We start from the raw sequence: 21,341 nt of genomic DNA, 5'->3' as shown, positions 1-21,341 counted from the left end.
TAGAGGGAATCACGAACTGTGCTGGCGCCACAGCGTTTTTACCCAACTTCGTGCGGTTTCCATCCCTCAGAGGGCTGCACAGTTCAACTGTTCAACCACGGCGTACGCCGGGCGCGTTCTTCATAGGGCCGAGCGCCCGTCGGATGCCTTCGCCCGACGGGCGCCCGGTGCGCGGCCCGGACCGCGGTTCCTGGTGCGCGGTGAAGCTCGGCTGCCCCGTGTCAGCCGCCTCCGCCGCATCCGCCCCCGCCGCCGCACGACGAGCCGCCGCCACAGGAGTGGCCGCCGCCGCACGAGTGCCCGCCGTGCCCGCCCGAGGACGAACCGCACGACGAGCCGCCCGAGTCACCGGCCCACCAACTCGCTCCGCCGGCGCCGGCCGAGGCCGACGACGAACCAGACCCTCGGCCGCGACGCTTCCTGGCCTGCGCGCCCTTGCTCGCCTGCGCCCCCTTCTGCGTCTGCGCGCCCTTCTGTGCCGGCGCGCCGTTCTTCGTCCGCGCCCCCTTCTGCGTCCGCGCGCCCACCCCGGCCCGCGTGTCCTCCTTGGCCCGCGTGTCCTCCCCGGCCCGCGTGTCCTCCTTGGCCATGGAGACCTTCTCGGCCGTCGCGTTCCCGGCCTCGCCGGCCTTGCCGGCCGTGCCTGCCTTGCCGGCCTTGCCGCCGTCGCCGTACTTCCTGCGCCGGCGCGATCCCCCCGCCGCAGACCCGATGACCAGGATCACGATCACCGCCAGGATGATGCCGAAGACCATGGCGCCACCCTCCTTCCGTTCCCCCGAAGCGACCCCCCGTGGGCGCCTCGCCTGGTGCGTGACTGCTGTGTGCACGGGGGATGCCCGGCCGCCCGCACGGCGAAAGCAGAGTTGAGGAAGTTCTGAGGGTCTTTAAGGGGAAGCGGCCCCTGACCTGCACCGCAAGGGAGTTCAGAGGCCGTCCGTGCCTCACTGGGCCGTCTGCGGGCCGTGACCTTCCCCAGAGTCACGCCCGAATTCCGAGTCGATGGCACGGCGAGCACGCTCGCGGCTGTCGCTGAGGCGGGTACCGCACGTCGCTGAGAGCGGTCCGTCCCCTACAACTCGGGGACCATTCACGGCCGTTGTGTCATTCCCAGGGGGTAGGGGAGGTGCAGCCCGGCGGGGGATCCGCATGCGTGGCCGGTTCCTGAAAGATCTTTCCTGTCCGAACAACCGACCGGAAGGATCGATATTGTGCGCAGACGACGTCTCGCGCCCCTGTTGGCCGTGAGTGTCACGGCAACGCTGGCTCCCGCGCTCGCCACCTCGACGGCCACCGCCGCTCCGGCCGCCAACCCGTCGGCTGCCGGCCCGTCGACTGTCACCCGGTCGACCGCCTCCCCGTCCGCCGCCACAGGCGCGCTGAAACGGTATGCGCTGAAACGGTATGTGAAGCAGAAGCCGCAGTGGAAGCGGTGCGAAGCCGCCTCTCCGGCGGAGTTCGAGTGCGCCACGATCAAGGTTCCACTGGACTACCGGGTTCCCGAGGGCAAGCGGATCGACTTGGCCATATCCCGGATCAAGAGCACCGCGCCCGGCAAGCGGCACGGTGTCCTGTTCGCCAACCCCGGCGGCCCGGGGGGACGAGGGCTCTACATGCCGTTGGGGATGCAGGAAAGGCTCCCCGAGTCCGCACAGCAGAAGTACGACCTCATCGGTTTCGACCCGCGCGGTGTGGGACGGAGCAGCCCGGTTTCCTGCGATCTGGAGCCGGAGGAGGAGAACTGGCTGCGGCCGTACAAGCAGGAGACGTTCGACAAGGACGTCGCCTGGGCACGCGATGTCGCGAACAAGTGCAAGGAGAAAGCGGGCGGCACGCTCCCGCACATCACCACGCGCAACACCGCGCGCGACATGGATCTGCTCCGGGCGATCCTCGGTGAGAAGAAGATCTCGTACGTGGGTTACTCGTACGGCACTTACCTGGGCGCCGTCTACACCCAGCTCTTCCCGGGCCGGGCCGACCGGTTCGTGCTGGACAGCGCGGTCGATCCGGCGCGCGCCTGGCGCGGGATGATCCAGTGGTGGGCGGAGGGCGCCGAGCCCGCGTTCGACCGGTGGACCGAGTGGGCCGCCGAGCGTTCGGAGAAGTACGGCCTCGGTGACACCCCGAAGCAGGTCGACCGGAGCTTCTGGGACCTGGTCGCGCAGGCCGACGAGAAACCCATCGAGGTAGAGGGGCAGCCGACCACCGGTGATGACATCCGGAGCGGTATGCGCGAGGCGGTCTTCAGCCCGAAGTACGCCACCGAGGCGGTCGTGGAGCTGAAGAAGGCCGCGGCCGGCGAGCCCGCCTCCGCGAAGAAGCTCACGGCGTTCGCCGGATCCGAGGGGACCGGGACGGCAGGCGCCGCCGCCGAGGTGCCGTCCGACAACATGACGGCGAGCTTCTTGGCCGTGGTGTGCGGCGACAACTCGGCCGCGTGGCCCCGCGATCCTGAGCGCTACCGGCAGGACGCCATCAAGGACAAGGGCCGTTACCCGCTCTACGGTGACTTCGCGTCCAGCATCAAGCCCTGTGCGTTCTGGGACAAGTCCGTGGAACCGGCAACCAAGGTGAACAACAAGGCCGGCTCCCTGGTCGTCCAGAACGAGTGGGACTCGCAGACTCCGCTGCCCAGCGGTCAGGCCCTGCACGCCGACCTGAAGGGCTCGAAAATGGTCACCGTCCTCGGCGGCGAGGGCCATGGCGTCTACCCGAACGGCAACGCGTGCACGGACGGCACGGTCACCGGCTACCTGCTCACCGGTAAGCTCCCCGCGAAGGACGTGACCTGCAAGGCGACGGCCGACTCGAACGCGGAGGCACGGAAGAACCAGCAGCCGGACGTGCTCCCCGGGGCTCCGCTCCCGGAGCGTGCCCCGAACCGTTTCTGAGCCCGGTGGCCCGCTACCGCATGGCCCATTGCCGCATGACCCAATGAAGACGGGGCGGGACCTTCCGGGCGTTGCTGAGGGCCCCGCCCCATCGCGCCTTGAGGGCAGAAACCCTCCCTGGCCTGCGATCCGACAGGACAAGACAAGCAACAAGCCGGACGACAAGCGACGCGACAAGCCGCTAGCAGCTCAGCGGCCCTTTCGCCGGGCCGTGTGGGCCGTCCGAGGTGGCCAGCGGCGACAGATGACGACAGTTGATGACTGCCCTTCCCCAGCTCAGAGACGGTGCCGCGAGTACCGGCGCAGGTGCCTGTCCCCGAAGGTGAGTTGAGGAAGTCCAGAGCTTCGGCGCAGGATGGCCGGCATGACCTCCAGCGCACGCCCACTGCTCAACCGCCGGCTCGCCGAGTTCGGGACGACGATCTTCGCCGAGATGTCCGCCCTGGCGGTGCGGACCGGCTCGATCAACCTGGGCCAGGGCTTCCCCGACACGGACGGCCCCGAGGAGGTGCGGGAGGCGGCCGTGCGCGCGCTGCGCGAGGGCCGCGGCAACCAGTACCCGCCGGGGCCGGGCGTCCCCGAGCTGCGGACGGCGATCGCCGCGCACCAGGAGCGCCGCTACGGCCTGGTCCACGATCCCGACACCGATGTGCTGGTGACGGCGGGCGCGACGGAGGCGATCGCGGCGGCGCTGCTCGCGCTGCTGGAACCCGGCGACGAGGTCATCGCGTTCGAGCCGTACTACGACTCCTACGCGGCGAGCATCGCGATGGCGGGCGGCACCCGGGTGCCGGTGACGCTCCGCCCGCACGAGGGCCGCTTCCGCCTCGACCTCGACGAGCTGCGCGCCGCGGTGACGGACCGCACCCGGCTGCTGCTGGTCAACACCCCGCACAACCCGACCGGGGCGGTGCTCACCCGGGAGGAGCTGTCCGCGATCGCCGCGATCGCGGTCGAGCGGGACCTGCTGGTGGTGACGGACGAGGTGTACGAGCACCTGGTGTTCGACGACGCGGAGCATCTGCCCCTGGCCACGTTCCCCGGCATGCGCGAACGCACCGTCTCCATCTCCTCCGCCGGCAAGACCTTCTCCTTCACCGGCTGGAAGGTCGGCTGGGTGACCGGTACGGCGGAGCTCGTGACCGCCGTCCGTTCCGCCAAGCAGTTCCTGACGTACGTCGCCTCCGGGCCCTTCCAGTACGCGATCGCCGAGGCGCTGCGCCTGCCGGACGCGTACTTCGAGGACTTCCGCGCCGGCCTGCAACGCAAACGCGACCTGCTCGGCGACGGCCTGCGCGCGGCCGGGTTCGAGGTCTACCAGCCCCAGGGCACGTACTTCATCACCACCGACATCACCTCCTTCGGCGAGAAGGACGCCTACGCCTTCTGCCGCGCCCTCCCCGAACGCTGCGGCGTCGTCGCCATCCCCAACTCCGTCTTCTACGACGACCCCGACGCCGGCCGCAGCCAGGTCCGCTTCACCTTCTGCAAGAGGGACGACGTCCTACGAGAAGCCTCTTCACGCCTTCAGCAACGATGACCGCCGCTTGAGCGAGTTCAGCCGCTGCGTCTCCCTGATGGGCGGAGCATGGTGATCCAATGCAAGCGGTACACACCCAAGAGCAAGATCCCCAGCCGGGAGGTCCGTGACCTGCTTGGAGCGAGGGTGCACTTCAAGGCCGACGTGGCCATCTTCGTGGCCACGACGTACTTCAGCAGGCCGGCTGAGAAGTTCGCCACGGAGAACGACATCCTCGCCGTCCATCGCGATCACCTCGGGCTATGGAACAACGGCGCCTCGCTGCTGTCGATCGGCACGGTGAACGGCCTGGGGCAAGGGGACCGGCGACATCGGGAGCGGTGGAAGGAGACGTACGAGTAGAAGGCGAGGACGGCCAGAAAACGTCGGCGCAGGCGTAGGTGGGGTGGCCGGTTCGGGTGTCCGGCGTCGGTACGCTGGCTCCCATGTCTACTGCCCCCGTTCGCGTTCGTTTCGCCCCGTCTCCGACCGGCATGTTCCATGTCGGTGGGGCACGGTCCGCTCTCTACAACTGGGCGGTGGCGCGGCAGTCCGGCGGCACGTTCGTTCTGCGGGTCGAGGACACCGATGCGGTCCGGAACAAGCCGGAGTGGGTCGACGGGATCATCAACGCGCTCGCTGCGATCGGTATTCATGGCGAGGACCCGGCCTTCGAAGGGCCGTACTTCCAGTCACACAATGCCGACCGGCACCGCGAGGCGGCCCAGCAACTGTTCGAGGCCGGCCGGGCGTACTACTGCGACTGCAGCCGGGAACAGCTGAAGGAGCGCACGGGTTCGGAGCACCTTGGGTACGACGGGTTCTGCCGGGACCGAGGGCTGGCCTTCGAGGAGGGGCGGGCGCTCCGGTTCCGGACGCCGGACGACGGCGAGACTGTCGTCGTCGACCTGGTTCGTGGGGAGCCGGCGTTCCCGAACAGCGCCATCGAGGATTTCGTGATCGCCCGTGGTGACGGGTCCCCGGTCTTCCTGATCGCGAACGTGGTCGACGACCTGGACGAGGGGATCACGCAGGTCATCCGCGGCGAGGAGCATCTGTCGAACACGCCGAAGCAGCAGTTGCTGTGGGAGGCGCTGGGTGCGAAGCCGCCGGTGTGGGCCCATCTGCCGGTGATCGTGAACGAGAAGCGGCAGAAGCTGTCCAAGCGGCGGGACAAGGTGGCGCTGGAGGACTATCTCGCCGAGGGCTTCCTGCCCGAGGCGATGGTGAACTACCTCATGCTCCTGGGCTGGGGTCCGGGCGACGACCGGGAGATCATGCCGTACGAGGAGCTGGAGCAGCTCTTCCGGATCGAGGACGTCAACACCGCGCCGGCCTTCTTCGACGTGAAGAAGCTGACGGCGTTCAACGGTGACTACATTCGCGCGCTCGCGCCGGAGCAGTTCGCTGCCGCCTGCGCGCCGTGGCTCGTCGCTCCGTACGCGCCGTGGCGGCCGGAGGCGTTCGACACGGCGGTCTTCGAGGCAGCGGCGCCGCTGGCTCAGACCCGACTGGCGCTGCTGTCCGAGATCACTAGCTACGTGGACTTCCTCTTCCTCGACGAGCCAGCCGAGGACGAGGCGTCGTGGAACAAGGCGATGAAGGCGGGCGCCAACGACATCCTGTCGGACGCCCACGCCGAACTGGCCACGGTCGCGGAGTGGAAGACGGACGATCTGAAGGCCATCCTGCTCGCCGTCGGAGAGAAGCACGGGTTGAAGCTGGGCAAGGCCCAGGCACCCGTTCGGGTCGCGGTCACCGGCCGGACGATCGGACTCCCGCTGTTCGAGTCCATGGAACTCCTCGGCCGGGACCGCGTGCTGGCCCGTCTGGACGCCGCGGCCAAGAAGCTGGCCGCGCAGGCATAGCCGCTGGTCAGGCGACCTGTGCGAGGAGGTCGCCCCAAGCGTTGGCGAAGTAGTTCAGGTCGAACCGGGCCAGGGCCTCGTACGGCGCCTTGGCCTCGGTCTGGCGCGCCGCCGCCCGTTCCCGGACCTGCGCCGACAGTCGGCCGAGGTCTGGGGCCGGCTGCCCGGTCAGCGCGGCGAGGTCGCCGACGCCGGCCACCGGGCGTATGAGGCAGGGCAAGCCGAGCAGTAGAGCCTCGGCAGCACAGCGGCTCCAACCCTCCCGCATTCGGGGGAGGAAGACCCCGACGTCGCACGCGCACAGCAATCGCAGATATCGCTCGCGCTCCACGTCATAGTGGGCCCCATCGAAGCCGATGGTGTTGCTGCCGCTGGTGATCACCCGCATCCCGGGTGCGTCGGCGAGGACCGCCGAGACCTCCTCGGTTCCCTTCCAGTGCACGGCCTTGCCCGCGTAGACGCCGATCACGTCCGGGGGCAGGCCGAACTCGGCGCGGCACGCGGTTCGGTCGAAGCCACGCGCCTGTTGGACCTCGGCCATGTCGAAGGCGTTGTAGATCACCCGTGCGTTGTGGACGCCTCGGGCCCTGAGGAAGTCGGCCCAGTACGGGGCGACGCACACCACGGCGGCGCACTGCGGCAGCACCCGGAACAACTGTTCCCAGAGCATGTCCTCGACGGGAGCGGAGTCGTGCTGCAACGGCTCGTAGTGGTGCAGGAGGAACACCGTTCGGGCCCGCATCTCGGGCGTGAACAGCAGCAGGCTCAGGTCGTCCCTCACGAAGGTGCCAGCGGCGCCGTCCAGCGCCCGGATGGAGGGTGCCAGGCGGGCGAGGTGGCGGAGCTTGCGCCAGCGGCGGACCCGGTAGGTCCGCTTGTGGTCCGGGACGGTGCGCCACTCGACGTCGTCGGCCGTCACCTCTTGGAGCATCCGCAGGTAGACCCGACCGCCGGTCCGGCCGACGGGCTCCATCGAGTAGACGACCCGTTTCACGGACGCACCTCCTGTATGTGTCGGGCGTACTCGGCGTGCAGCCGTGCGTGCATGGTCTCCAGATGAGGGCCGAGGCCACGGGCGGCGTCGGCGAGGGGGAGGTGGAATTCGCGCAGGCCCTGGAGGAACCGTCGGCGCCGGTCGGGGTTCGGGGAAGCGCCGAGATCGCACAGGTTGTGGAGGCGGTCGGCGAGCCGGACAAGGAGGTCCTCGGACGGGAGCGCAGCCTGTTTGGCGCGCCAACGGGTCTCGTCGCCTGCGGACTTGGGGCGCTGTTCGAGGCGGTGGTCGGCCGTCATGGCACGCAGGCGGGCGGTGAATGGGCCACCGAGGTGATGGACGAGCAGCGCCTCCGATTCCGGGGCCACCTCCAAGGCGTCGTGGAGGAGGGCGAGGAGGAGGGTTTCGGGGTGGGTGACGCCGATCTCCGTCCTCAAGAGCGTGATGACGGCCAGCGGGTGCTCCAGGTACGGCGTGCCCTGGTCACGGGTGTGGCCGTCGTAGACCGTGAGTGCGAGGCCGCCGGCTGCGCGGGCGCGGTGCTGCTCCTCCGTGCTCCACGCGGTGGCACCGAGCACGGTCACGACGCGGTCCAGGTCGGTGGGGTTCATCCGCCTCACCTCGTACGGAGGGGCATGGCACGGGGGTCGGGCACGTGGTCGGCGAGTAGCAGGGCGTCTCCGACCACGAGGGCATCGAGGTGTAGGTCCACCGCCGCTGCCACCGCCTGCTCGGCGGTCCGCAGGATCGGAGTGCCCTTGCGGTTGAACGAAGTGTTCAGCAGTAGCGGCAGGCCGGTGCGGTCGCGGAAGTGTCGCAGGAGTTCGCCAAGGCCCTGGTGGCCCGGGGTGACGGACTGGACGCGGGCGGTGCCATCGTGGTGGGTGACTGCCGCGATGCGGTCGGCTCGGCACCGGCGGACACGGGCGACACGATTCATGAAGGGGTCGCCCATCGACATGAACCACTCCGTGGCGTGCTCGGCGAGGACGGCCGGTGCGAACGGGCGATACGAAGCTCGCTTCTTGATCGCGTTGAGCCGGTCCCGCGTGGCGGCGTGACCGGGGTGGGCGAGGATCGAGCGATGGCCGAGCGCCCGCGGCCCGAATTCGAGCTGCCCCTGCACCCAGCCGACGATGTGGTGTTCCGCAAGTAACTCCGCCGCCGTGAGGGCCAGTCCAGGTCCGAGGTCGGGCAAGGCGCGGTAGCCGGGCGGCACCGCTGTCGCCGGGAGCGTGCCCGGGTAGGGGCCCCAGGCCGCGTCGGTGGGCACCGGCAGGCGTTCCTGCCCGAGCTGGTAGTGCCAGCCGTAGAGCGCGGCGCCCACGGCTGTGCCGGCGTCGTGCGGGGCCGGCGCGACGAAGAGGGTGTCGAAGCCGCTGTCGGCGGCCAGCTGGCCGTTGAGGTGGGAGTTCAGGGCGCATCCGCCCGAGAACACCAACTCTGAGGCCCGAGTGAGCCGTTGCAGGTGGCGGGCGATGTGGACGACCGACTCGGCGAAGACCTCCTGGACGGCGGCGGCCAGGTCGGCCCGCTTGTGCTCCGGCTGTTCCGCGGCGCTGTCGGCCGTCCAGGCTCGGCCATCGAGGAGCAGTGGCGTGCTGCTGTCCGCCGAACCCCAGGGGTGGTCGATGCGGACCTCGCCGTCGTCGCCGAGCCGGACGAGTTCGCGGACGTGCGCTCCGTAGCGCTGGGGATCTCCGAAGGCCGCGAGCGCCATCATGCTGCCCTCGGGCTCATCGCCAGGCGGGATTACCCGCCGGGCGAGATTCCGATAGAAGTGCCCGAGGGAGGAATGGATGCGGCGGGGCCCGGGCGGGCTGGGGACGACGGTCGGCATGCCCTGGTGGAGGCGGTCGATGCGGTCGGGCCGCAGGTCGTACCCCGTGATGCGCTCCCGGCCCGGGCCGAAGTCGGAGCCCAGGGATGAGCCGCCGGCGTCGATGACGAGGCCCGCGGCGTGCTCGTGCCCGGAGAGCAGGTAGCCGGAGAGCACATGGGCCGTGTGGTGGGAGAGGAGACGGAGGTGTTCGCCGAGCGGGGCGGGCAGGAGGGCGGCGAGTTCCTCCCGCTCCTCGGCCAGCCACCAACCGGCCGCGGGGTTGGGGCGCATGGAGGCCGCCCAGACGGCGTCCAGGTCCTCCGGTTCGATGCCGGCGGCCTCCAGGCACCACTGGAGTGCGCGGGTCGGGGCGGTGATTGTGCCCTTGCAGGTGGGGTGGTTGTGCTTGACGCCGCTCCAGCGCTCCTCTTCGGCCGCGTAGATTCGGCCGTCGACGACTAACGCGGCGGCCGTGTCGTGGTGAAAGTTCAGTCCGAGGACTGCTGGCATGGTGGGTACCTCCCGATCAGACGGTGAGGGCGGGGATGAGTGCGGCGCCGGAGTCGGTGTACTCATGGCAGCGCAGGCAGAACCGGTAGTGGTGGCCCCGGGGCGCGAACACCTTGGCCGTGAAGTCCTCGTCCCAGATGCCGAATTCGCTGTCGTCCTTCGCCATGGCGTTGAAGCAGCGGTAGCAGGACCCGTCCATCTCGATCATCAGGTGCTGGTCGAGGTAGCGGTCGCAGATGCCGCGCAGTTCGTTCGTGGGCTGGCCGGCGTCGACGTGGTGCACGTGGTTGGTGACGTGGATGGCGCCATACCTGTCGCACAGCCTCGCGAGCTGCGTGAGCCGAGTGGAACTGATGCCTTCCAGAACGCTGTTGACGACCACGGTCTTGCCAGCCTCGCGGAGGCGCGGCACTACGGCGTGCACCTCGTCGTAGTTCTCGTGTTCGTCGTCGCAGCCGATGAGGATCTGGTCGTACGAGCGGAGGGTGGCCTCCATGATCCGCTGGTTGCGGGCCAGGGTGATGGCGTTCGTGCCCAGGACCATGACCTTGTTCGGCAGACGTGTGCGGGCGGCGTCGCTGACCGCGGGGAAGTCCCGGTGCACGGTGGGCTCGCCGCCGTTGATGTGCAGCTGCTGGAAGGGGATGGTCTCCAGCCGGGTCAGGATGGTGGAGAACAGTTCCAGGGACATGTTCTCGCCCTGGGCGCCGTCGGCGAAGATGCAGAAGTCGCAGGACCGGTTGCACTTCGTCGTGATCTTGATCTTCGCTGTCTTCAGGGCGCGGGGCAAAGACGCATGCGCGGTCATGGTGGGACTCCTTGGGTCAGGGGTGGGCGTCACCAGGGGTGAGGCTGAGGAAGTCCTGGACGGTGGATTTCTGCCGGTGCCAGTGCGCGAGGGTCGCGCGCAGGGTGACGGCGGTGGTCGGTCCGGTGGGGATCAACGCGGCCATCCGGGCGGCCAGCCGTTGGGCGGGAGTGGTTTCGTCTGCCGCGAGCGTGGTCAGGGTTTGCATGGCAGACCGGAGTTCCTTCGCCTCCCGCCGGATCAGGTACTCGGTCGCCACGCCGGGCGGCGGGTCGAGGTAGTACACCCAGCGGGCGACGCGTACACGGAGCATTCCGGCTGTCATCACCAAGTCCGTGCAGGGGTCCTCGCCCTTGTCGGCGGGGCGGCCCGCGTCGGGAATCCGGCGCATGACCGCCTCCAGGGCGACGTGGGCCGCGCGGAGCAGGTGACGTGGATTCCGTGGGCGTGAGTCGGGCCCTTCCTCGGCGTGCCGGAGGAACAGCTCGGCGTGCCCGTCGAGCCCTTCCGGGCGCCACTGTGTGAGAGCGGCCGTCTTTCCGGGGCAGCGGGTCCGTGTCGCGAGCGCGGCAGCGGCGAACCAGCACGGTGCGAGGTAGTGCCAGGCCACGCAGTGGCGGCGGTACGCGACGATGTCCTCGACCACGTTGTCCGCACTGTCCGCCGCCAGTTGGTACCGGCCGCCCAGCCGGGTCTGGAGGATTCCCCGGTAGAACCGCTCATCGACCTCGCACCAGGGTGCGATCTGGGCCCGGGACTTCCAGCGTTGGAAGTCCCGGGCGTTTCCGGTGATCAGCGACCAGGTCGCGAGTTCGGGCGCGTGGACGAGCCGCCCGTCCGCCTCGGACACGGTGAACGCGAAACCGGGCGGATGCTCCAGGAGACGTCGATGGGAGATCTCCCGGCCGACCGCGGCGGTGTGCGCGGCGGCCAGGCGATGGTTCCACGCTTCCCAGTCCGCGGGAGGCTGAGGGAGGAGGACACGTACGTCGATGTCGGAGTGGGGAGCCAACAGATCGGCCGACTGCCACTTGTGTGTGAGCATCGCGGCCCCGACGCCGTGGGCGTCCAGCTCGCGTCCGTACAGGTCACCGAGCCCTTGGTAGAGGGGTGGTGCCTCGGCCACGGCCATCACCGTTCCCTGGTGGAGGCCCGGGCGCAGGAGGGCTCGGCCGCTTCAGTGGTGAGGACGGGGAGCAGGGGCAGGACCGGGGTGCCTTCGGGGCGTTCCATACGGTCCCAGCGCAGGTCGTAGTCGACGTAGTGGAAGCCCTGCCAGGCGTCGTTGGCGTTGCGGTCGAGCATGGCCTGGAAGAGGTGAGCGAAGGCGTCGCCGAGGGTGCCGTCGGCCAGGTGGGGCTTCAGTGGGATGTCGCGGTTGTGGAGGATGCAGGGGCGGGCCACGCCCGTGGGTGTGATCTTGATGCGGTTGGCGTCGGAGCAGGTGGCGCAGCTGGAGTTGGAGATGAAGCCGATCGACCCTGCCCAGCCGTCGGGACGGAGGTACTGCCCGGGGCTGCGGACGCCCAGCTGGTCCCGGGGGACTTCGCCAGCGTTCGCGAACCACTCGTGGAGACGGTCGCGGACCTCTGCCTCGGTGATGAACTCGGTGTCGAAGAGCGCCTGGGCGGGGCCGATGTTCTGGAGTTCGATCAGGCGGACGGCGACGGGCAGGTCGCGGGCGAGTTCGGCCACAACAAAGGCGTCGTCCAGGTAGGTGCGCTGAAGAACGCAGTTGATCTTCACTCGCAGGCCGAGGGAGAGGGCGGCGTCAAGGGTGCTCCGGGTGGTGCGCGGGTCGCCACCGCCCATGATCGCGGCGGACCGCGCCGGGTCGAGGCTGTGGAGGCTGAGGTTGAGGTAGGTCAGGCCGGCGTCGTGGAGCTGTTCGACGCTCAGCCCCCGGCGCAGGTTGCCGTGGCTGGTCATGCCGATCGCGGCGTCGGGCCCGAGGCCGTCGGCGAGGCCCACGATGACGTCGAGGATGTCGGCTCGGAGGGTCGGTTCACCTCCGGAGCAGTGCGCCTTCCTGATCTCCCAGGCCCCGGCCTCGGTGGCGATGGCCGCGTAGTCGGAGGCGGTCAGGGGCCGGTCCTTGTGCCCGTAGTCCGGCATGCACCGGGGCTTGCAGAACACGCAGTCCAGGTTGCACAGCGAGTTCAGGGTGAGGGCCAGGTAGGGGTGGTTGCGGCCTGTCTCGGCGAAAGCGGCAGCCAGGTCACGGTGGCGTGCGGTGGGCATCGGTCAGCCTCCTGTAATCGGAGAGCGGGTAGCGGGGACTTCGGCCAGCCCGTGGAGCGGCCGACCGGCAAGGTGGCGGCGCAGGTTGTCGGCGAAGAACGCGACTGCCTCGTCCATGTACGCGCGGCAGAGCGTTGAGCTCTTCGGCGTGAGCACGACCCGAGGGTGGAGCCGCAGCGGATGACGGGCGGGCGGCGGTTTCGGGGCGAAGACGTCCAGGGCCGCGCCGCGAAGGTGACCGGCGCTGAGGGCGGCCAGGAGGGCCGACTGGTCGACGGTTGCCGCGCGGCCGAGGTTGAGGAAGAGGGACCGGGGCTTGCACGACGAGAAGAGATCGTGGTCGAAGAAGCGGTCCGTGGCCGAAGTGGCGGGCAGCAGATCGACCACCACGTCCGCGACGGAGACCGCTTGTCGCACCGCCGACGTGCGCATCCACGTTATGCCGCCTTCGGTCGCCGCCGGCGGTGTCCGCCGTACTCCGATGACGTCCATGCCGAAGGCGCGGGCGGCACGGGCGAGGTGTCCTCCGACGCTGCCGCAGCCGACGATGGTCATCGTCGCCCCGGCGAGGTCGAAGAACCCTTCGGCCAGATCGTCCTTCCACCAGGTCCGGTTCCGCTGGACGCGCTGGCTCATGAACAGTCCGCGGGAGAATCCCAGCACCAGACCCATGGCGTGCTCTGCCATGGGCTTGCCGTGAAACCCGTACGAGCGGGTCAGGGCCACCCCGGCGGAGTGCGCCTCGGCAACGGGCAGATGGTCGGTGCCGGCGGCCGGCGAGGCGATCCACCTCAGACGAGGAGCGCCGCACAGCCACGACGACTCGAATCTCCACCCGAAGTAGACGTGTGCGTCGGCAAGTAAGCGCGGTACGTCTTCCTCCCTCGCCGTGCGGAACTCGATGTCGGGGAAGGCGGCAGACAAGGCACGCTCATGCTCGGCGGACAACTGCCACAAGGAGTGCGGGGACTTCAGGCTGATCAACACCACCGGCCGGTTCATCGTGATCGACCGTCCACGATGGGCGACTGCGCCAATGCCCACGGAGCGATGCGGTTGATGACGGAACCGATGCTCGCCTCGTAGTCGTGGCGTGAGCGCACCAGTGCCGTCCCGGCTTTCCGGAACCGCTCGCGTTCACGGGGCAAGATGGTCAGGGCGCGGTGAAGGGCGGCGGCCAAGGACCTGGGATCCCGTGGCCTTGCGGTGAAGCCGGTCTCGCCGTCGACGACGGTCTGGGCCAGTCCGCCGGCACGCGTTGCGACCACCGGGCCCGCGCCCGCCGCGAACGCCTCCAGCGGTATCCGCCCAAAGGGCTCCTCACGGGAGGGAACCACTACCGCGCGCAGGGCCGGGTTGTGCAGCCAGGCTCGGATCGCGGGAGTGAAGCACGTGATCAAGGTCGCGTCCAGGCCGTACGCGTGGATGCGGGCCGCAAGGCCCTCCTGGTACGAGGTCGGGCGTTCTTGATCGCCCGAAGTCACAGCCCCCAGGAGCAGGTGCGGAACGCGGACCTCGCGCTCCTTCAGAATGCGCAGTGCTTCCAGGAGGTCTTCGAAGCCCTTGGTGGGCACGGCGCGGCCCATGGCGAGCAGGAATCCGGCCCGGGCCTTGAAGGGCACGGGTGGCGCACTTGCCGGCCTGGTCATCTCCTCCTGGATCAGCCCGTTCGGGATGCTCACGATGCTCGGCCGAGGAACGCCGTAGCCGACGATGAGGTGACGTCGCATGTGGGAGGAGATGGCGCCGACTCGCCCCCCTCGGGCGGTCGCTGTCCGCAGGGCGTCACGCTCCCAGCGGACTCGGTGCATGTCCTTGGGCTGCGTCAGCGCGGTGGTGGAGCGGGGTACGAGCAGAAGTTCCATGGTCGGTGTCGTGTAATGGGCAAGCCCGAGGAACGGGACGTCGAGACCTATGAGGAGGCAGCGGCTCGCGCGATCTTCGATGCGTACCGCTGCCTCGCCTGCCAGGTCGCACATCTGCACGGATCCGTGACCGATTCGGGCGGCGCCTGGACGTACGGGATCGTGATGACGTCGGCCTCGGCTTGCCGCAGCGTTCGCTGGACCTCGCCGACCCACCGCTGATCGTGCGCTCCCGCGGTTTCCGGCACGCGCGGGGTGACGACCGAGAGGCGGCCCGTCGGCAGGAGGCGAGCGAGAGCTGTGAGGAAGGCTCGGTTGCTGAAGCCGGTGCCCGACTCCGCGCCGTAGAAGCCCTCGTGGAGGACGACGATGACACGGGGTTGGCGAGCGGCCTTCGGCACATCCGTGGGCGAGGGCGGTGGAGTCGCATGGTCGATGCGCACCGTGTATGCCTCCTTGGAGAGCGAGATCGCGCAGGCGTGGACATCAGGTGTCGGCGGGCGAAGGGCCGGCCCCTCGGGTGAGCCGGCACCAGGCACGGGTGCCGTGGGTGCCGGTCGTCAGCGACCATGCATCGGCCAGGGCCTCGACGATGACCAGCCCTCGTCCCGATTCGACCTCCTCGTCGGGAGCAGGAGGAGAAGCGGGCCCGGGGCAGGAACAGCCGCCGTCGGTGAGGGTGATCTCGATCACCAGGCTGTCTGTGCTCGGACTCCTACGGTCGATACACAGGACCAGGGGCGGGCTGCCCGAGGTGAACGCGTTCGTCGCCAGTTCCGATCCGATCAGGCGGGCGTCATCGAGAAGGTCCGCCTCGGCGTCGTGCAGTGCTACCGCCACGGCGCTCCGAGCGACTTCGGCCGCTTTCGGCCCGTACGGCAGATCCGTGATCAGTGTGGTCGTGCCGTCGCCATCGGCAGGCCCGTGTCCGGGGACGCAGGCCGGTCGCCGAATCCTGCGCTCCAGCACACTGCCCGGACGGCTTTGGGATGCGCTCGTGTGGTGCGTCAAGACTCACCTCTTTCTCCGTCCGTGTCGAAGGCGGCGCCTCTCGCCGGGATCCAAGAAGACCGGAGGACGCCGGTCGCGCAGGACCCGATCAGTGGGTCAACTCGGTCAACTTCCTTGAGCGGGCGGTGAATTGTTCGATCGAGGCCGTCACCATGGGAAGCGCGTAAGGTGACGGATGAACCACTCGGGCAAGAGGTGGTCGCACGTGGCACCGCAGTCAGGGGAGCCCAACGCCGTGCTGGCGGAGTGCCTTGACGAACTCGGGTGGAGCCCGAAGGCACTGGCTCGCAAGCTCAACAGGGTGTTCGGGGCGGGGACAGTGGCTGAGTCGGCGCCGTACCACTGGAGGGACGCCGGTTCTCTGCCGCGCTCGCCGTTACCCACGATGGCCGCCTACGTGCTCTCTCAGGAGCTGGGCAGGTCAGTCTCGGTGACCGAACTGTGGCAGGGCCGTGTGCGCGACTCCTCGGCGCTCGTCCCGGCGGACACGGATCTCGCACGGCCCTGGACCGTGCACGGTATGGAGGCGATTATGGAGGACTGGGTGAGGGGAGGGCTCGTCGACCGACGACGTTTCCTCGCGATCTCGGGCGCGGGACTCCTCGCGATCGTCGCCCAGTACCTCGACGGCACCGCGGGCCGCGGCCAGTACGCACCCCGGATGACGCTGTCGGTCGGTACCGATCCGCTCGTTGACCAGGTGGAACAGCACCTGCCCATGCTCCAGCTGCTCGACGACGAGCACGGAGGGGCACGTCACCTTCCGTACGTGGGTGCTCAGTTCCGTGCGGTGGGGTTGCTGATCCGCGAAGGATGCCACCCTCCCGCTGTTGTGAGCCGTCTGATCCGCGCGCTCGCGGAGATCGGCCAGCTGGCCGGCTGGATGGCCTTCGACGCGGCCGATCACGGTCTGGCACAGCGCTACTTCGCTACGGCGCTGAGGGCCGCACATCAGGTCAACGATCTGCCCCTGTGCGCCCACATACTCGGCGACCTCTCCTTCCAGGCGGCGAGCCGGGGCCACCCCGCGGACGCCGTGGCCCTTGGTGAGGCCGCACGCCGAGCCAGCGACGCCGCTCCGCCCGTCGTCCGGGCATCCGTCCTGTCCCGGCTGGCCTACGCATACGCCGCCGCCGGCCGTGACAACGACTTCGCCCACGCCCGCGGCTCCGCCCGCGAACTGATCGCAAGCCGGGACGGCGGCCAGGAGGAGCCCCGCTGGATGTACTTCCTCACCGACATCCACCTGGACTGCCAGGCCGGTTACGGCCTCATCCAGATGGGTCGTGCGCAGCAGAAGACGGACAGCGTCACGAAGAGCCGTCGCTTCCTCGCGCAGGGAACCGAGATACTCCGGTCCGGAGCGTACGATGTCCCGCGTGGCGACCCCAGCCAGCGCAGAGCCCTGTTCGAGGGGGCCTGGCTGGCCCTGGGGCACAGCGCCCACGGGGACTTGGAGGCGGCCTGCGGGATCGGCCAGATCGCTGCCGACCGCCTCGACGTGGTGCGCTCGCCTCGTAGCGCGGCGCTGCTCCGTCAGCTCGCTGTAGACCTTCGTCGCCGGCAGCGCAATCCTCACGTGCGCAGCTTCCTGCCGATCCTGGAGGACGCCCTTGCCCAACACGCCCCTTCGTCGTCACCCGGTGGTTAGGGTCAGGATCATGACCGCAGGGGAGCGCGTTGTCGTTGTCGGGGCCGGGGTGGCAGGGCTCACCACTGCCGTCGTTCTCGCCGAGGCCGGGGCTTCGGTGCATGTGATCGCCGAGCAGGTGCCCGGCGTCACATCGCTGGCGGCCGGAGCGATGTGGGGCCCCTACCTGGTCGAGCCGAAGGACAAGGTCGACCACTGGGGCCAACGATCTCTGGAGATCTTCCGGGAGCTGGCCGAGGACCCGGCCACGGGCGTGCGGCTCACCAGCGGCATTGAGGCGTCCCGCACAGCGGAGGCCGCGCCTGACTGGGCCACGACGTTGCCGGGCTTCCGACCGTGCGAGCCGACCGAACTCCCGGCCGGATTCACGGCGGGCTACCGGTTCACCGTGCCACTGGTCGACATGCCCGCCTATCTCGACTACCTCCTGCGCCGGCTGCGCGATGCCGGAGGAACGGTCGAGCGGCGACGGCTGGCCTCGCTCACGGATGCGTGCCCGGCCTCGATGATCGTCAACTGCACGGGGCTCGGCGCACGCGATCTGGTCCCGGACCATGACCTCCGGCCCATCCGCGGCCAGCACGTCGTCGTCACCAACCCGGGGCTGACCGAGTTCTTCTCTGAGGACACCGGCTCCTCGCCGGACCTGCTGTGCTTCTATCCCCACGGCGACACCGTCGTCCTGGGCGGCACCGCCATCGACGGCGAAGGCGACCTCGCCCCCGACGACGAGGCGGCAGCCGACATCCTCGCCCGCTGCACCGAGGTCGAGCCCCGCCTCGCTCAGGCCCGCGTCCTGGAGCATCGGATCGGCGCTCGACCGACCCGTGCCACGGTCCGCGTCGAGGCGGAGCGGCGGGAGGACGGCACTGTGATCGTGCACAACTACGGGCACGGGGGCGCCGGCGTCACGCTGTCGTGGGGGTGCGCCGAAGAAACTCGGGAGTTGCTTATCACCAAGTGACGCCGGAGTCCGCGTTCTTACCGTCAGCAGGGCAGACGTGCCGACGGCTTTCAGTCCCTGCCCATCGCCGAGAGCTGCGCGGCACAGGACGTCCGCCGCCCGGCCGTACGCGAAGTGCTCGGTGACATGGCAGGCCGAGACCCCCGCCGGACGCTGCCCGAGCTGCACTTGCGATCGCCGAGGCACTGCGCCTGCCGGACGCGTACTTCGAGCGCTGCCGGCGCGCTGCGGGGTGGTCGCCGGGGCCCGTGACCTGGCCTCCTTGGGCCATGCAGGGCACGGGCTGCGAGAGTCATTCCAGCGTCGAGGGATCCGAACCGGAGCGGGCTGCGGAGAAGGTGATGAGCGGGCAGTAGCCCTCCTCGGCCAGCCAGGCGCGGGCCCGGCCACGCTTGCGTTCATCGCTGAACAGGCGGAACCGGTGCCGGACGCGATCGTCACAGGCGAGCACATCCTTGAAGCGCCGGAAGCCGCCCCTCCCACCGAGGGCGCAGCGCAGCCGGTCGGCGAGGGCGGGGTCGCCCACCTCTTCGATGAACAGCTCCATGTCCCGGTAGGCGGCCCGGGACCCCAGAGCCGGCACGTCCAGCCATGGCCCGGGATCCTCCGCTTCCTCGGCCTCGGGCCCCGGCGACCACTCGTCGGTGAACGCTGCCCGGCACTCCCCGGTGCGCAGGTCGATCCTGCCACCGGACTCGACCGGGTCACCCTCCAGCAGCATGGCGAGCACTTCCAGATCGACCGCGAGCGGGCGCGGGAGAGGGGATGCCGCGCGTCCCATGGCCGTGCACAGCAGGTCGGCGAGTTCCTCGTCGCCCCGGAAGCCGCGCTCCCGCAGTGCCGCGAGGAACGTCGCTGCCGTCTCCGCAGCCCCGGCAACACCCCTCGCGACAGCCCCGGCCACACCGTCCCCGGCCAGTTGCAGCACCTCGTTCACGGGCCCACGATCCAGCGCGGCGAGCAGCGCGACTCCGTCCCGCGCGTGGAGAGCCCCGCGCACGGCCCGCAGCCCGTCCTCGTCCCATCCATCGGCCACGACCCCGACGGTAGCGTGCACCGCCGGGGATGTTGCTAGGCGGGGTCGACGGGCCGGGGGGCGGTGGTGGGCGTCCGGTCCCGGGGCGGGCGAGGGCCGGGGTGTGTTTCTGTCACGGCGGCGCGCCGGTGGGGGTGGGGCTTACCCGCTCGGGCGCACACTGCTCGCGTCCCCGGGCTCACCGCTGCAAGCTGCGGAAATGTGAGCCACGCCAGTTCCACCTTCGTCCCTGCCGCTGCCGCGGCGTCCCAGGAGCCCGGTCCCCGGGAGCGCGCCCGGACCCGGCTGTCCCTCCTGACGGCGAGCGGGGTCGCGCTCGGGGTGTTCGCCCTCGCCCGGCTCGCCGGGATCGCCGTGCTCGCCATGGCCGCCTGGGCCAGGGACCAGCAGCCGCTGGCGCTGCTCGGCCGTTCCTGGGACTCCGTCTGGTACCTGGGCATCGCCGCGCACGGCTACGGCCGCACCGTGTTCTTCGAGCCGACGGTCATCCACAGCGACCTGGCGTTCTTCCCGCTCTACCCGGCCCTGGTGCGGGTCGTGACCGCCCTGACCCCGTTCGGCGGCGGCGCCGCGGGGCTGCTGGTGTCGTGGGCCGCGGCCGGGATCGCCGCCTGCGGCATCCACGCGGTGGGGGCCCGCCTGTACGGGCCGGGCGTGGGCACGGCGCTGGTGGTGCTGTGGGGGCTGCTGCCGCACTCCGTGGTGCTGTCGATGGCGTACACGGAACCCGTGCTCACCGCGTTCGCGGCCTGGTCCCTGTACGCCGTGCTGGCCGGGAACTGGCTGTGGGCGGGCGGCCTGGCCGCGCTCGCCGGGCTGTCCCGGCCCAACGGCATCGCGGTCGCCGCGGCCGTGCTCGCCGCGGCGGTCTGCGAGGCGTACCGGATCCGCCGGCGCCGCGGCCGGGTTTCCCACAGGCTGTGGACGGGCGCGGCGCTCGCGCCCCTGGGCTGGGCGGCGTATGTGCTGTGGGTGGGCCGGCGCAGGGGCGACCCGTTCGGCGGCTACTTCGAGGTGCAGCGGCTGTGGGGATCGAGGTTCGACCTCGGGCGCGGCTCGCTGCGCTTCGTCCGGGGGCTGCTGGTCCAGGACAGCCGGCTGGTCTTCCCCGTGGCGCTGTCGATCCTCGCGGTGGCGGTCCTGCTGTACGCGCTGCTCGTCGTGGACCGCGCCCCGCTCCCGCTCCTCGTCTACAGCGGCGTCCTGCTGCTGATCGCGCTCGGCGGCTCCGGCTTCTTCGAGTCCAAGCCGCGCTTCCTGCTGCCCGCGTTCCCGCTGCTGGCGCCGCTGGCCCGGACGCTGGTGCGGACGGCGAGAGCCCGGCCCTGGCACGCCACCGTGGTGGTGTGCGGCCTGGCCGGGCTCTCCTTCGGGTACGGCGCCTACCTCGTCGTGCTGGCTCGCACGCCGCTGTAGGCCGCCGTACCGCCGTGTGTCACCGTGCGGTGCGGGACGTCACTCCTCGCCCTCGGGCTTGTCCGCCTCGTTGACCTCCTGTTCGAGGCCCAGCTGCTCCGCCAGCCACCTGTCGAACTCGATCGCGGCCCGCACCCAGCTGACCGTCGAGGAGACGAAGTGGTTGAGGTCGACGCCGGTGCCGATCAGCATCTGCGCCTCGCCGATGAGACGGACGGTGCCGTCGTCGTGGGTGTGCGTGTACACCTTGGGCCACAGCGTCCTGCGGTTCCAGTCGTCCACCGACTCCAGGAGCTGCGGCTTCTCGTCGATCTTGTGGGGGCGGTCGTAGAAGGTCCGCACGGAGAAGACCGCCTGTTCGGCCTCCCCACGGAACATGAAGTACGTACGGAACTGCTCCCACGGCGCCGCGAGGTCACCCTCGTCGTCGACGACGTACTTGAGCTCCATCTGGTCGAGGAGCTGCTTCACGAGGTCCTGATCCGGGACGACGGGGCCCGCCGGTCCTTGGGGCTGCGGCTCGGGCTGGCCCCCGAAGTTCGGAATCGAGGACGGGTCGATGCTCACCGTGATTTTCCCTTCGTGCGGATTCCGCCATCCTCCCCCATGCAGGGAGGGTGGTGGCAAGCCCCGACGTGGCCTGTCGGCGCTCGGCTGACAGGATCTGGCCGCTCGATGACACCGCGGTGAGCGGCCGGGGGACGGCAGCGGTCGCACGGACCACTACAGCGACCGAGCGGAC

20 protein-coding genes and 1 pseudogene are annotated in these 21,341 nt (G+C 70.0%); 8 read left to right on the top strand and 13 right to left on the bottom strand.

Features of this window, described 5'->3' with window-relative positions:
• Positions 1 to 221 precede the first annotated feature (221 nt).
• Entirely contained in the window at positions 222 to 755 is a 534-nt protein-coding gene (locus AC27LF_RS41100) for a hypothetical protein (protein ID WP_479661535.1), read from the bottom strand.
• A 456-nt stretch (positions 756 to 1,211) separates the two neighbouring features.
• On the opposite strand from AC27LF_RS41100, the gene AC27LF_RS41095 reads away from it, so the two are divergent.
• From AC27LF_RS41095 to gltX, 4 genes are all read left to right on the top strand, one after another.
• On the top strand, positions 1,212 to 2,894 hold the full coding sequence (locus AC27LF_RS41095) for an alpha/beta hydrolase (RefSeq protein WP_479661534.1): 1,683 nt from the start codon (positions 1,212 to 1,214) through the stop codon (positions 2,892 to 2,894).
• 355 nt (positions 2,895 to 3,249) lie between these two features.
• Positions 3,250 to 4,434: a pyridoxal phosphate-dependent aminotransferase gene (locus AC27LF_RS41090; protein ID WP_479661533.1), complete on the top strand. Its 1,185-nt coding sequence runs from the start codon at positions 3,250 to 3,252 to the stop codon at positions 4,432 to 4,434.
• A gap of 48 nt (positions 4,435 to 4,482) precedes the next feature.
• A complete protein-coding gene (locus AC27LF_RS41085) occupies positions 4,483 to 4,776 on the top strand; it encodes a restriction endonuclease (protein ID WP_479661532.1) in 294 nt (97 codons plus the stop codon).
• Between the two features lie 131 nt (positions 4,777 to 4,907).
• Complete coding sequence (gltX, locus tag AC27LF_RS41080) at positions 4,908 to 6,281, top strand: glutamate--tRNA ligase (RefSeq protein WP_479661542.1); 1,374 nt, start codon at positions 4,908 to 4,910, stop codon at positions 6,279 to 6,281.
• Positions 6,282 to 6,288: 7 nt separating this feature from the next.
• Here gltX and AC27LF_RS41075 read toward each other — a convergent pair whose 3' ends face one another.
• From AC27LF_RS41075 to AC27LF_RS41030, 10 genes are read right to left on the bottom strand one after another with little or no spacing between them, the layout of a single operon-like run.
• Positions 6,289 to 7,275 carry a glycosyltransferase gene (locus tag AC27LF_RS41075; protein ID WP_479661531.1) on the bottom strand — a complete coding sequence of 329 codons (987 nt, stop codon included), beginning with the start codon at positions 7,273 to 7,275 and terminating at the stop codon, positions 6,289 to 6,291.
• On the bottom strand, positions 7,272 to 7,886 hold the full coding sequence (locus AC27LF_RS41070) for an HD domain-containing protein (RefSeq protein ID WP_479661530.1): 615 nt from the start codon (positions 7,884 to 7,886) through the stop codon (positions 7,272 to 7,274). Before AC27LF_RS41070 ends, AC27LF_RS41075 begins: the two co-directional genes overlap by 4 nt.
• 5 nt (positions 7,887 to 7,891) lie before the next feature.
• On the bottom strand, positions 7,892 to 9,607 hold the full coding sequence (locus AC27LF_RS41065; protein ID WP_479661529.1) for a carbamoyltransferase C-terminal domain-containing protein: 1,716 nt from the start codon (positions 9,605 to 9,607) through the stop codon (positions 7,892 to 7,894).
• Between the two features lie 16 nt (positions 9,608 to 9,623).
• Positions 9,624 to 10,415, bottom strand: coding sequence for a radical SAM protein (locus AC27LF_RS41060; protein ID WP_479661528.1), 792 nt, complete (start codon positions 10,413 to 10,415; stop codon positions 9,624 to 9,626).
• Between the two features lie 16 nt (positions 10,416 to 10,431).
• Positions 10,432 to 11,547, bottom strand: a complete 1,116-nt coding sequence (locus AC27LF_RS41055) for a hypothetical protein (RefSeq protein ID WP_479661527.1) — start codon at positions 11,545 to 11,547, stop codon at positions 10,432 to 10,434.
• Positions 11,547 to 12,656: a radical SAM protein gene (locus AC27LF_RS41050; protein ID WP_479661526.1), complete on the bottom strand. Its 1,110-nt coding sequence runs from the start codon at positions 12,654 to 12,656 to the stop codon at positions 11,547 to 11,549. Before AC27LF_RS41050 ends, AC27LF_RS41055 begins: the two co-directional genes overlap by 1 nt.
• Before the next feature lie 3 nt (positions 12,657 to 12,659).
• Positions 12,660 to 13,658 (bottom strand): D-2-hydroxyacid dehydrogenase, encoded by a 999-nt coding sequence (locus AC27LF_RS41045; RefSeq protein WP_479661525.1) that lies wholly within the window; start codon positions 13,656 to 13,658, stop codon positions 12,660 to 12,662.
• A complete protein-coding gene (locus tag AC27LF_RS41040; protein ID WP_479661524.1) occupies positions 13,655 to 14,521 on the bottom strand; it encodes a glycosyltransferase family 4 protein in 867 nt (288 codons plus the stop codon). The genes AC27LF_RS41045 and AC27LF_RS41040 overlap by 4 nt, the downstream gene beginning before the upstream one ends.
• Positions 14,522 to 14,568: 47 nt before the next feature.
• The gene (locus AC27LF_RS41035; protein ID WP_479661523.1) at positions 14,569 to 14,964 is read right to left on the bottom strand and encodes a hypothetical protein; all 396 of its coding nucleotides are present in this window, start codon (positions 14,962 to 14,964) and stop codon (positions 14,569 to 14,571) included.
• 43 nt (positions 14,965 to 15,007) lie between these two features.
• A complete protein-coding gene (locus AC27LF_RS41030) occupies positions 15,008 to 15,361 on the bottom strand; it encodes an ATP-binding protein (RefSeq protein WP_479661522.1) in 354 nt (117 codons plus the stop codon).
• Positions 15,362 to 15,707: 346 nt separating this feature from the next.
• Between AC27LF_RS41030 and AC27LF_RS41025 the strand changes: the two genes are divergently transcribed.
• The 3 genes and pseudogenes from AC27LF_RS41025 to AC27LF_RS41015 form a co-directional block, all read left to right on the top strand.
• Positions 15,708 to 17,183: an NsdA family TPR-like regulatory protein gene (locus tag AC27LF_RS41025; RefSeq protein WP_487227769.1), complete on the top strand. Its 1,476-nt coding sequence runs from the start codon at positions 15,708 to 15,710 to the stop codon at positions 17,181 to 17,183.
• 10 nt (positions 17,184 to 17,193) lie between these two features.
• Entirely contained in the window at positions 17,194 to 18,147 is a 954-nt protein-coding gene (locus AC27LF_RS41020) for an FAD-dependent oxidoreductase (RefSeq protein ID WP_479661520.1), read from the top strand.
• A 12-nt stretch (positions 18,148 to 18,159) separates the two neighbouring features.
• Positions 18,160 to 18,399 (top strand): annotated as a pseudogene (locus AC27LF_RS41015) (hypothetical protein); the annotation flags it as partial.
• 40 nt (positions 18,400 to 18,439) lie between these two features.
• On the opposite strand, the gene AC27LF_RS41010 reads toward AC27LF_RS41015, so the two are convergent.
• Entirely contained in the window at positions 18,440 to 19,183 is a 744-nt protein-coding gene (locus tag AC27LF_RS41010) for a UPF0158 family protein (RefSeq protein ID WP_479661519.1), read from the bottom strand.
• 201 nt (positions 19,184 to 19,384) lie between these two features.
• Between AC27LF_RS41010 and AC27LF_RS41005 the strand changes: the two genes are divergently transcribed.
• On the top strand, positions 19,385 to 20,599 hold the full coding sequence (locus AC27LF_RS41005) for a hypothetical protein (RefSeq protein WP_479661518.1): 1,215 nt from the start codon (positions 19,385 to 19,387) through the stop codon (positions 20,597 to 20,599).
• 39 nt (positions 20,600 to 20,638) lie between these two features.
• Here AC27LF_RS41005 and AC27LF_RS41000 read toward each other — a convergent pair whose 3' ends face one another.
• The gene (locus tag AC27LF_RS41000) at positions 20,639 to 21,166 is read right to left on the bottom strand and encodes a type III secretion system chaperone family protein (protein ID WP_404024996.1); all 528 of its coding nucleotides are present in this window, start codon (positions 21,164 to 21,166) and stop codon (positions 20,639 to 20,641) included.
• Positions 21,167 to 21,341 lie beyond the last annotated feature (175 nt).

The sequence above is a fragment of the Streptomyces diversicolor genome, from assembly GCF_057537855.1.
The sequence above is the reverse complement of the archived record's forward strand: the minus strand, read 5'-3'. Positions and strand labels throughout refer to the sequence as shown.